This is a genomic window from Brevundimonas sp., assembly GCF_018608325.1.
In the GTDB taxonomy this organism is placed as follows: domain Bacteria; phylum Pseudomonadota; class Alphaproteobacteria; order Caulobacterales; family Caulobacteraceae; genus Brevundimonas.
This window is the reverse complement of record NZ_JABAZW010000086.1, coordinates 5,332-14,650: the sequence shown is the minus strand read 5'-3', so window position 1 is coordinate 14,650 and position 9,319 is coordinate 5,332. Positions and strand designations below refer to the sequence as shown.

At 64.4% G+C, this 9,319-nt stretch carries 10 protein-coding genes; 1 reads left to right on the top strand and 9 read right to left on the bottom strand.

Features of this window, described 5'->3' with window-relative positions:
• Window positions 1-454 (top strand): aminotransferase class I/II-fold pyridoxal phosphate-dependent enzyme (locus tag QZ281_RS08720; protein WP_292227248.1); only part of this gene is annotated, 454 nt, incomplete at its 5' end.
• 7 nt (window positions 455-461) lie between these two features.
• Here the strand turns inward: QZ281_RS08720 and QZ281_RS08715 are convergent.
• From QZ281_RS08715 to QZ281_RS08675, 9 genes are all read right to left on the bottom strand, one after another.
• Window positions 462-2,204 carry an ATP-binding protein gene (locus tag QZ281_RS08715; protein ID WP_292227245.1) on the bottom strand — a complete coding sequence of 581 codons (1,743 nt, stop codon included), beginning with the start codon at window positions 2,202-2,204 and terminating at the stop codon, window positions 462-464.
• Between the two features lie 213 nt (window positions 2,205-2,417).
• Window positions 2,418-3,059, bottom strand: coding sequence for a guanylate kinase (gmk, locus tag QZ281_RS08710; protein WP_292227241.1), 642 nt, complete (start codon window positions 3,057-3,059; stop codon window positions 2,418-2,420).
• Entirely contained in the window at window positions 3,049-3,933 is an 885-nt protein-coding gene (locus tag QZ281_RS08705; protein WP_292227238.1) for a YicC/YloC family endoribonuclease, read from the bottom strand. Before QZ281_RS08705 ends, gmk begins: the two co-directional genes overlap by 11 nt.
• Window positions 3,930-5,099 (bottom strand): endolytic transglycosylase MltG, encoded by a 1,170-nt coding sequence (gene mltG, locus QZ281_RS08700; protein ID WP_292227236.1) that lies wholly within the window; start codon window positions 5,097-5,099, stop codon window positions 3,930-3,932. Before mltG ends, QZ281_RS08705 begins: the two co-directional genes overlap by 4 nt.
• Window position 5,100: 1 nt before the next feature.
• Window positions 5,101-6,372: a beta-ketoacyl-ACP synthase II gene (gene fabF / locus QZ281_RS08695; RefSeq protein ID WP_292227233.1), complete on the bottom strand. Its 1,272-nt coding sequence runs from the start codon at window positions 6,370-6,372 to the stop codon at window positions 5,101-5,103.
• Between the two features lie 138 nt (window positions 6,373-6,510).
• Window positions 6,511-6,750, bottom strand: coding sequence for an acyl carrier protein (locus tag QZ281_RS08690; protein WP_008264317.1), 240 nt, complete (start codon window positions 6,748-6,750; stop codon window positions 6,511-6,513).
• 171 nt (window positions 6,751-6,921) lie between these two features.
• The gene (fabG, locus tag QZ281_RS08685) at window positions 6,922-7,674 is read right to left on the bottom strand and encodes a 3-oxoacyl-[acyl-carrier-protein] reductase (protein WP_292227231.1); all 753 of its coding nucleotides are present in this window, start codon (window positions 7,672-7,674) and stop codon (window positions 6,922-6,924) included.
• 81 nt (window positions 7,675-7,755) lie between these two features.
• Window positions 7,756-8,712 carry an ACP S-malonyltransferase gene (fabD, locus tag QZ281_RS08680; protein ID WP_292227229.1) on the bottom strand — a complete coding sequence of 319 codons (957 nt, stop codon included), beginning with the start codon at window positions 8,710-8,712 and terminating at the stop codon, window positions 7,756-7,758.
• 82 nt (window positions 8,713-8,794) lie between these two features.
• The coding region (locus QZ281_RS08675) for a YceI family protein (protein ID WP_292227228.1) at window positions 8,795-9,319 on the bottom strand (525 nt) is incomplete at its 5' end.

Here is a 9,319-nt window from a genome sequence, read left to right as displayed (position 1 = left end):
GGGCTGGCGGCTGGGCTGGCTGCTGGTCCCGGAGGCCGAGATCGACGCCGCCCGCGCCCGAATCGGCAATATGTTCCTGACCCCGCCGTCACTGAGCCAGCACGCGGGTCTGGTCGCCATGGATCAGACGGACGAGTTGGAAGGCCATATCCAGACCTATGCCCGCAACCGCGAACTGATGCTTCAGGCCCTGCCTGCGCTGGGCCTCAAGAAGATCGCCCCGCCTGACGGCGCCTTCTACATCTGGGCGGACATCGGCCATCTGACGGACGACAGCATGGCCTTCTGTCAGGAACTGCTGCGCGACACCGGCGTCGCCACGGCGCCCGGTGTCGATTTCGACCCGGTTGAGGGTCACCGCTACATCCGCTTCAGCTTCGCTGTTTCAACACCCGAAGTTCAGGAAGCCCTGGCCCGCATCACACCTTGGTTCGCCGCGCGCCCCCCCCCTTAGAAGCGACCTAAGCCGACGACATGTCAGCGGCGCGTTGCAGGGCGTCGTATAGTTTTCTTGGCTCCAACGGCTTGGACAACCAGTCCGTCATGCCAGCCGCCTGACAGGCGATCTGATCCGCCTCTGACCCGGCGCTGAAGCCAATGACGGGAATACCTGCGTTCGGCCCTGCCGAGGCCCGCAGGCGCCGCGTCGCCTCATTGCCGTCCATGCCGGGCATGTTGACGTCCATGACCACCACATCAAACGTCTGCTCCTCCAATCGACTCAGGGCCAGAAAACCGTCCGAGGCCATGACCAGTTCGATATCCAGCGGCTTCAGCACCAGCGCCAACGTGCGCCGGTTCAGTTCATTGTCGTCCACGGCCAGAACACGTAGACGGTGAACCACAGGCGGCGGCGTCGTCTCATGATGCTCGCCCTCCTCCACGTGCTGGCCCGGCGGCAGGTCCAGCATCAGGGTGAAGACCGCGCCTGCTCCCTGTTCGCTCGCCACTGTCAGATCGCCGCCCATCAGACGGGCAAGCTCCCTGCTGACGGTCAGGCCCAGCCCTGTCCCACCATAGTTCCGCGCCACCTCCGCGGAGCCTTGAGCAAAGGGGGTGAACAACCGTGCCATGGCCTCCGGCAGAATACCCGTCCCCTGATCCGTGACCTTCAGAACCACGCCATGTCGACCGCCCTCAATGGGGGAAACCTCGACATCGATGCGGATCATGCCGCGTGGAGTGAACTTGATGGCGTTGGACAGCAGATTGTTGACGATCTGGCGCAGTCGATAAGGATCGCCGACCAGCCAGAACTCGCCTTCATTCGGCAGTTCAGCCTGCAGCGTAAGCCCTTTGTCAGCCGCCTGATTTCTCCAGAACCGCACGGCGTCCCGCACGAAGACGCACAGATCAAAGTCCCGCGCCTCTATCGACATCGCCCCTGCCTCCATCTTGGAATGGTCCAGCAGATCATTCAGCATTCCCACCATATGGCGGCTGGCGTCGACGATCAGTTCGGCCGTGTCCTGCGTCGTCGGAGCGCCCGGCGCTGCGCGGATAACGCTGGCGCCCGCCAGAATGGCGCTGACGGGTGTGCGCAGTTCGTGGCTGACAATGGCGGCCAGCGCAGATCGATCAGCCATGGCCGCCTGAGCCTGATCCACACGTCGATCCGCCTCCAGAAGCGCCTCCTGCTCGGACTGGCGCGTGGCATGCACCCGATTGAAGACGCTCAGAACGGTTAAGCAACTCAGCACACAGGTGCAGCCCGTCAGAATGACGCCATTCACATCCCCCTGAATCATCATGATGACCGGCATCAGCCCCAGCGCCGTCAGATAGGGCGCGGCCCCGGTATAGAACAGGGCACGTGATCCAATCCCGGCGGCCAGATTGGCCAACAAACCGCCAGCAATCGACAGGGCCGCGACATTGGCTGTCACATTATTGCCGGTGACCCAGATGAGCAGACCTGCGCCGCCATAGGTCACAGCCATGAACGCAGTCGAGGCCAAGGCTGCGAAAACGGCGACCGGCTTCACATCCTGATCGTCGTCTTTTCGAAACGCCGACATCGCGACGTATTCAAAAATCTGGGTTGCAACAGCTACGGCTGCCCAGATCCAGATCCATGACGCCTTGTCGTTCGCATAGAAGGCCAGTGCCAGAACACTGGCCAACGCCATCCGCGCGGGTATCTGTTTGGCGCGTTCACGCGCGCTGGTCTTCAGGAAGACTGGGACCGTCTTCAGAAAGTCCATACGCTTCATCCTCAGACCACGGCAAAGCCAGGCTAGAGTTCAAGTTGAGCGATATATTATGAACACACGGTTTCCGTGTTATCGACTAGGGATTTCCACCTAGTCGAGAATTCATATACAGGGACAGATTTTCTAAAAGTATGATGACGGCAACAGACAAGGCCTTCTGTTCAAACGGCGCTGCAGGTTTCCCCGTCCTGCCGCGCCGTTGCTTCAGACCGCTTCGCGCAACAGGGCCGCCTGATAGTTTCCGACCCACAGGTTACGGAAACGGCGCGAGCGTTCAGCGTGATAGATGTGCGCCAGCTCGGCGTAGGATCGGTCGAAATCTTCGTTGACGAGGACATAGTCGAACATGTCGCAGTGTTCGATCTCGCCCTTGGCATTGGCCACGCGGCGCTCGATCACGTCTTCAGCGTCCTGCGAACGGGTCACCAGACGGCGACGCAGCTCTTCCAGGCTGGGCGGCAGGATGAAGACGCGCACAGCGTCCTCGGGGCATTTCTCGGCCACATCGCGCGCGCCCTGCCAGTCGATGTCGAACAGGACGTCGCGTCCCTCGGCCAGAGCACGGTCCACCGGACCACGCGGGCTGCCGTAGCGATTGCCATGCACGTCCGCCCATTCCAGGAAGGCGTCGGCGTCGATCAGACGCTGGAATTCCTCATGGCTGACGAAGTTGTAGTCACGGCCATGCACCTCGCCCGGACGGATGTCGCGCGTGGTCATGGAGACGGACAGCTCCAGCCCGCCGTGGTCGGCCATCAGGCGACGGCACAGCGACGTCTTGCCCGCGCCCGAGGGGCTGGCGACGATCAGGAGGACACCCCGGCGGGGCGTGCGTTCATTCGACATTTTGGACTTGTTCTCGAAGCTGTTCGACGACGGCCTTTAATTCCAGGCCGATTCCGGTGAGCGCGGTCGTAGCGGATTTCGAGCAGAGCGTATTCGCCTCTCTCATGAATTCCTGCATCAAAAAGTCGAGTTTTCGGCCAGCGGGCGCCGAGGCCACAAGCTGACGGGCCGCAGCAACATGCGCGGTCAACCGATCCAACTCCTCACGCACGTCCGCCTTGGTCGCCAGCGCGGCGGCTTCGAGGAAGATACGGTCTTCCAGACCCGGCGCATCGGGCGCCAGTTCGGTGATACGGCGCGTGAAACGCTCGCGGATCGCCTCGACCTGAGCCGAGGCCTCGGTTTCCGCCGAAGCGACCAGGGCCTCAATGTGGGCAATGAAATCGTCCAGCACGGGCTTGAGCAGTGCGCCCTCGCCTTCGCGTGAAGCCTTCAACGCGTCCAGCGCCTGTTCGACGGTTCCGGCCAGCGCGGCTTCAAGCGCGGCCCGCGCCTCAGGGTCGTCGACCTCTTCCGGCGCTTCGATCACGCCGCGCAGGGCCAGCAGGCCGTCGGCGGATGGCGGAGTCGCGCCGTCTTCGGCCAGTTCATTGGCCAGGGTCAGATAGCGCGCCAACACCGCCGCATTGATGGTGACGGCGGCTTCGCCCGCCTCGACCCGCTTGGCCTGCACGCCGATGCTGACCTGGCCGCGCGCAAACCGCGCCTGCCCCGACGCCTTGGCCAGTCGCTCCAGATTATCGAAACCGCCCGGTCCGCGGAAACGGACCTCCAGATTGCGGCCGTTGACCGAGCGCGCCTCAACGGACCAGGTCCAGCCTTGGCCCGCGCCGTCCGCCCGGCCGAAGCCGGTCATGCCTGAGAGTTTGCTCATCGTGGTCCCTGCGAAGCCCCGGCAGGCAGGGTGATGGTGGCCTGTCCGGTGATGGGGCCAGTGGCTGCGCCAGACGCGGCGGCCTCGGTCATGGGCGCAGCACTGGTTCCGGGCGCGACCGGCGCCTCGGCTTCCGGCGGCAGGCCCGCCTTCTGGCGTTCGATCTGGCGCCAGCGCGCGACATTGCGCAGATGCTCTTCATAGGTGGCGGCGAAGGCATGACCGCCGGTGCCGTCGGCGACGAAGAACAGCGCCGTCTCCGCTGGCGGGTTCAGCACGGCCTTGATCGCTTCCTTGCCCGGATTGGCGATGGGCGTCGGGGGCAGACCGTCGATCTGATAGGTGTTCCAGCGGGTCCGCTCCTGCAACTCCGAACGGCGGATGCCGCGTCCCAGCGGACGACCCTGCGTGATGCCGTAAACGATGGTCGGATCGCTCTCCAGCCGCATGCCCTGACGCAGACGGTTGGTGAAGACCGCCGCGACACGCGGACGCTCGGCCGCCAGACCCGTTTCCTTCTCGACGATGGAGGCCAGGATCATGGCTTCTTCAGGCGTGCGCGCCACAGTGCCGGGCGCGCGTTGCGCCCACAGGACGCGCATATTTTCGTTGGTGGCGCGCTGCATCCGGCTGATGACCGACTGGCGCGTTTCGCCGCGTGTGACCTCATAGGTGTCGGGCCACAGGCTGCCTTCTTCAGGGGTTTCATCCACCGCGCCGGTCAGGACGGGTTGTTTGTCCAGAATGTCCACGGCCTGCGCCGATGACCAGCCTTCCGGCAGGGTCACGAAATGGCGCACGACCTTGCCATCGACCATCAGGCGCACAACGCCAGACAGGGACGCACCGGACGGAATTTCGTACTCGCCCGCTCGCAGGCGGCGATCAGCCCCGGTCAGGGTGATGGCCGCCTTGAACAGGTCAGCGGAGCGAATCACGCCCGCCGCCTTCATCTGGGCTGCGATAGCCGAAACCCCGGAACCGCTGGGCAGGGTGACGACGGTCACATCGCCCTGCCGCGCCTTCGGTCCCGGCCCGTAATAGACGCCCAGGGTCGCCACCAGCGCGACGATCAGGAACAGGCTGAATGTCGCCGACGCCGTCAGCAGGGCGACGACAAGACCAGACCGCTTTTGCGGCTTTTCAACCCGCCCCCGCCCAAACATCTCAGTCGACCTTCTTGAAGATGACCGAGGCGTTGGTGCCGCCGAAACCGAAGCTGTTGGACATGGCCACATCGATCTTCATCGGCTTGGCCTTGTTGGGGACCAGGTCGATGGGGGTCTCCATCTCGGGGTCGTCCAGATTGATCGTCGGCGGCGCCACCTGGTCACGGATGGCCAGCACACAGAAGGCGGCTTCAATCGCCCCCGCCGCACCCAGCAGGTGCCCGGTCATCGACTTGGTGGAGCTGACGGACAGGTTCTGGGCATGATCGCCGACCAGACCCTCAATCGCCTTCAGTTCGATCCAGTCCGCCATGGTCGAGGTGCCGTGGGCGTTGACGTAGTCGAGGTCCGACGGCTGCATCCCGGCCCGCTTCAGCGCCATCTTCATGGCGCGTGCGCCACCCTCGCCGTCCTCAGACGGGGCGGTGATGTGATAGGCGTCGCCGCTCATGCCATAGCCCACGACTTCGGCGTAGATTTTCGCGCCGCGCGCCTTGGCGTGTTCGTATTCCTCCAGCACCAGAATGCCGGCGCCCTCGCCCATGACGAAGCCGGCATGGCCCTTGTCGTAGGGCCGCGAGGCCTTTTCGGGCGTGTCATTATAGGCGGTGCACAGCGCCTTGCAGGCCAGGAAGCCCGCAATGCCGATCGGCACGACCGAGCTTTCGGCGCCGCCCGCCACCATCACATCGGCATCGTCCAGCGCGATCATCCGGGCCGCATCACCGATGGCGTGGGCGCCGGTGGCGCAGGCGGTGACAACCGCATGGTTCGGCCCCTTCAGGCCGTGGCGGATCGAAATCTGACCACCGGCCAGATTGATCAGGGCGCTGGGAATGAAGAAGGGGCTGACGCGACGCGGTCCCTGTTCCTTCAGGACGATGGCCGTGTCGGCGATGGGGCCAAGGCCGCCGATGCCGGAGCCGACCATCACGCCGGTGCGTTCCTTGTCTTCTTCCGTCTCAGGCTTCCAGTTCGCATCGGCCAGCGCCTCATCCGCCGCCGCGATAGCGTACAGGATGAAGTCGTCGACGCGCTTGCGGTCCTTGGCGGACATGATCTTGTCGGGGTCGAAATCGCCCTCGCCGCCACCGCCGCGTCCATCCACGCTGGGCACTTCGCCCGCGATGGTGCAGCCATAGCCCTCTGTGTCGAAAGCGGTGATCGGACGAATGCCCGACTTGCCCTCGACGATATTCTTCCAGCTCTTCTCGACGCCCCAGCCCAGGGGGGTCAGCAGACCGATGCCCGTAACAACAACGCGGCGCATGGTGCGTGCTCCTTCATCTCAATCCCGCATCCCCGGAATCACGCGGGGATTCGCCTAGATCAGAAACAGTAAGGGCCGCCGAGCATCTCCGCTAGGAGCGCCGGGCGGCCCTGTATCACTGTCAGTCAGTGACTGAAATCAGCCCGCCGACTTCTCGTCGATGAACTTGACGGCGTCGCCGACCGTCTGGATGTGCTCAGCAGCGTCATCCGGGATTTCGATGTCGAATTCTTCTTCGAAGGCCATCACCAGCTCGACGTTGTCGAGCGAGTCAGCGCCCAGGTCGTCGATGAAGCTGGCCTTTTCCGTGACCTTGTCCGGATCAGCGTCCAGGTGGTCGATGACGATCTTGCGAACGCGCTCGAGGGTGTCGGACATGAGTGTCTCTCTGCCTGTTGAAAGTCGCCGTAGAGGCGGTGGTAGCTCAAAAATCGCCGTCTCACGGCAGCGAAGGCGACGCAAGCCCGAAAGCTGTTGTCGCCGTTGCGTTCCCGCCCTTTAGCACAGGCTTCGGGGCTGGAAATAGTCTGTTGCGTTACGTGATCGTGATCAGATCATCGCCATGCCGCCGTTCACGTGCAGCGTCTGCCCCGTGACATAGGCGGCTTCGTCCGAGGACAGATAGACTGCAGCAGCTGCAATTTCGTCGCCAGAGCCCAGTCGACCCGCCGGAATACGTCCCAGAATGGCGTCGCGCTGCTGCTCGTTCAGCACGTCAGTCATGGGCGAGGCGATGAAGCCCGGCGCGATGCAATTAACCGTGATCCCTCGCGATCCGACTTCCTGGGCCAGCGATTTGGAAAAGCCGATCATGCCGGCCTTGGACGCCGAATAGTTGGTCTGGCCGGGGTTGCCGGTCACGCCGACCACCGAGGTCACGCCGATGATTCGACCCGAGCGGCGCTTCATCATCCCCTTCACCGCGGCGCGGGTCAGGCGGAAATAACTCTCAAGATTGATCTGGATGACCGACTGGAAGTCGTCGTCCTTCATCCGCATCAGCAGACCGTCCTTGGTGATGCCGGCATTGGCCACCAGGATGTCCAGCGGTGAACCCGCCGCCGCCTCGGCTGCACTGACCAGATTGTCGACCGATTCCGGGTCCGACAGGTTGGCGGTGGCGAAGTGAGCGCGCCCCGTGCCATTGGCGCCCAGTTCCTTGGCCAGATCGGCCAGAACCGCCTCACGCGTGCCCGACAGCACCACGGTCGCGCCCTGCGCGTGCAGCGCCCGGGCGATAGACCCGCCAATGCCGCCCGTCGCACCGGTCACCAGCGCGGTCTTGCCTGCAAGATTGAACATATGTGTCTCTCCGAAGTGGCGAGTGATTAGTGACGAGTGGCGAGGAAGTGCAAAGGGACGCGGCGATAGACTCGCCACGCGTCACTCGCCACTCGTCACTCCCTTGGCGAAGGCTTCCAGGTCTTCCGGCGTGTTCAGCGCCACGCCTTCAGCATCCGGTGCGATCCGCTTGGCCATGCCGGTCAGAACCTTGCCCGAGCCGATTTCGGCAAAGCGCGTTACGCCGCCTTCACCCGCCATCCACTCCATGCTCTCGCGCCAGCGTACACGGCCGGTGACCTGTTCGACCAGCAGGCGGCGGATGACTTCGGGGTCGATCTCAGGGCGCGCCAGCACATTGGCGACCACCGGCACGACCGGCGCCAGGATCGTCGCCGAAGCCAGAGCCTGCGCCATCTCATCGGCGGCGGGCTGCATCAGCGGGCAGTGGAAGGGCGCCGAGACGTTCAGCGGGATCGCCCGCGCGCCCAGTTCCTTGGCCTTCTCGATGGCGCGGTCGACCGCCGCCTTCTCGCCAGAGATGACGATGTTGCCCGCGTTGTTGTCGTTGGCGACCACGCAGACGCCCAGTTCAGCGCCAGCCGCCGCTGCGGCCTCCGCCAGAGCCAGATCAGTCTTCGGACCGATCAGAGAGGCCATAGCGCCCTGCCCCACCGGCACGGCGCGCTGCATGGCCTGACCACGCAGTTTCAGCAGGCGTGCAGTGTCCGACAGTGAGATCGCGCCCGCCGCCGCCAGGGCCGAATATTCACCCAGCGAGTGACCGGCGACATAGGCCGCCGTCGAAACATCGAAGCCGAACTCGGCCTTCAGGGCGCGAACCGCAGCGACCGACACGGCCATCAGGGCCGGTTGGGCGTTCTCGGTCAGGGTCAGCTGATCTTCCGGTCCTTCGCGCATCAGGACGGACAGTTTCTGGCCCAGCGCCTCGTCCACCTCGGCGAAGACGTCGCGGGCGGACTGGAAGGCGTCAGCAAGGGCCACGCCCATGCCGACGGCCTGGCTGCCCTGTCCGGGGAAAAGAAGCGCAAGGGTCATCGACCGATCCCTGAATCATTGATCAAGGCGCGGAGCCGTAAGGCCTGACTTCCGCAAGGGCAAGCGCCAGAAGGCGCGAACCCTATCCCGCGCGCTTCGCCGACACCTTGATCTGTACGCCGATCAACTTGGACACCCAGTCCGCCGTGGCGTCGGATTCCATACCCAGATTCAGAGCCGTGCGGTCCAGTTCCAGCCTGCCCTCGACCGTGGCTGCACTGCCGGTCTCGGTGAAGGTGAAGGGCAGAACCACCGGAAGCGTGACCGTCTTGATCTTCAGCGTGCCAGTCGCCTCATATTTATCGCCGCCCAACGAACGGAAGCTGGCGGCCTCAAAGCGCGCCGTCGGATACTGGGCTGGATCGAACCATTCCGCGCCTTGCAGGGAGCCTTCCTGCGTCGGGTCGCCGGTGCGGGCGCTGGCGGTCTGGACCGTCACCACGGCCTTGGAGCCTGCCAGATCAGCCGGATCGAACCAGACCTGACCCTGCCAGCGCTCGAACCGCCCCTTGAAGTCCTTGCCTGCGTGGGTTCCGGTGAAGCCGATGCTGGAGGCGGCGCTGTCGATGGTCCAGGCGGCGGCGGTTCCCGGCGTCACGGCGGCTTC

What these genes read in the sequence shown, in the direction of transcription:
- mltG (WP_292227236.1), bottom strand. Translation starts at nt 5,099, where the DNA reads ATGTTTGGGCGGGGGCGGGTTGAAAAGCCGCAAAAGCGGTCTGGTCTT.
- QZ281_RS08705 (WP_292227238.1), bottom strand. Translation starts at nt 3,933, where the DNA reads ATGAGCAAACTCTCAGGCATGACCGGCTTCGGCCGGGCGGACGGCGCG.
- QZ281_RS08715 (WP_292227245.1), bottom strand. Translation starts at nt 2,204, where the DNA reads ATGGACTTTCTGAAGACGGTCCCAGTCTTCCTGAAGACCAGCGCGCGT.
- gmk (WP_292227241.1), bottom strand. Translation starts at nt 3,059, where the DNA reads ATGTCGAATGAACGCACGCCCCGCCGGGGTGTCCTCCTGATCGTCGCC.
- fabG (WP_292227231.1), bottom strand. Translation starts at nt 7,674, where the DNA reads ATGTTCAATCTTGCAGGCAAGACCGCGCTGGTGACCGGTGCGACGGGC.
- fabD (WP_292227229.1), bottom strand. Translation starts at nt 8,712, where the DNA reads ATGACCCTTGCGCTTCTTTTCCCCGGACAGGGCAGCCAGGCCGTCGGC.
- fabF (WP_292227233.1), bottom strand. Translation starts at nt 6,372, where the DNA reads ATGCGCCGCGTTGTTGTTACGGGCATCGGTCTGCTGACCCCCCTGGGC.
- QZ281_RS08690 (WP_008264317.1), bottom strand. Translation starts at nt 6,750, where the DNA reads ATGTCCGACACCCTCGAGCGCGTTCGCAAGATCGTCATCGACCACCTG.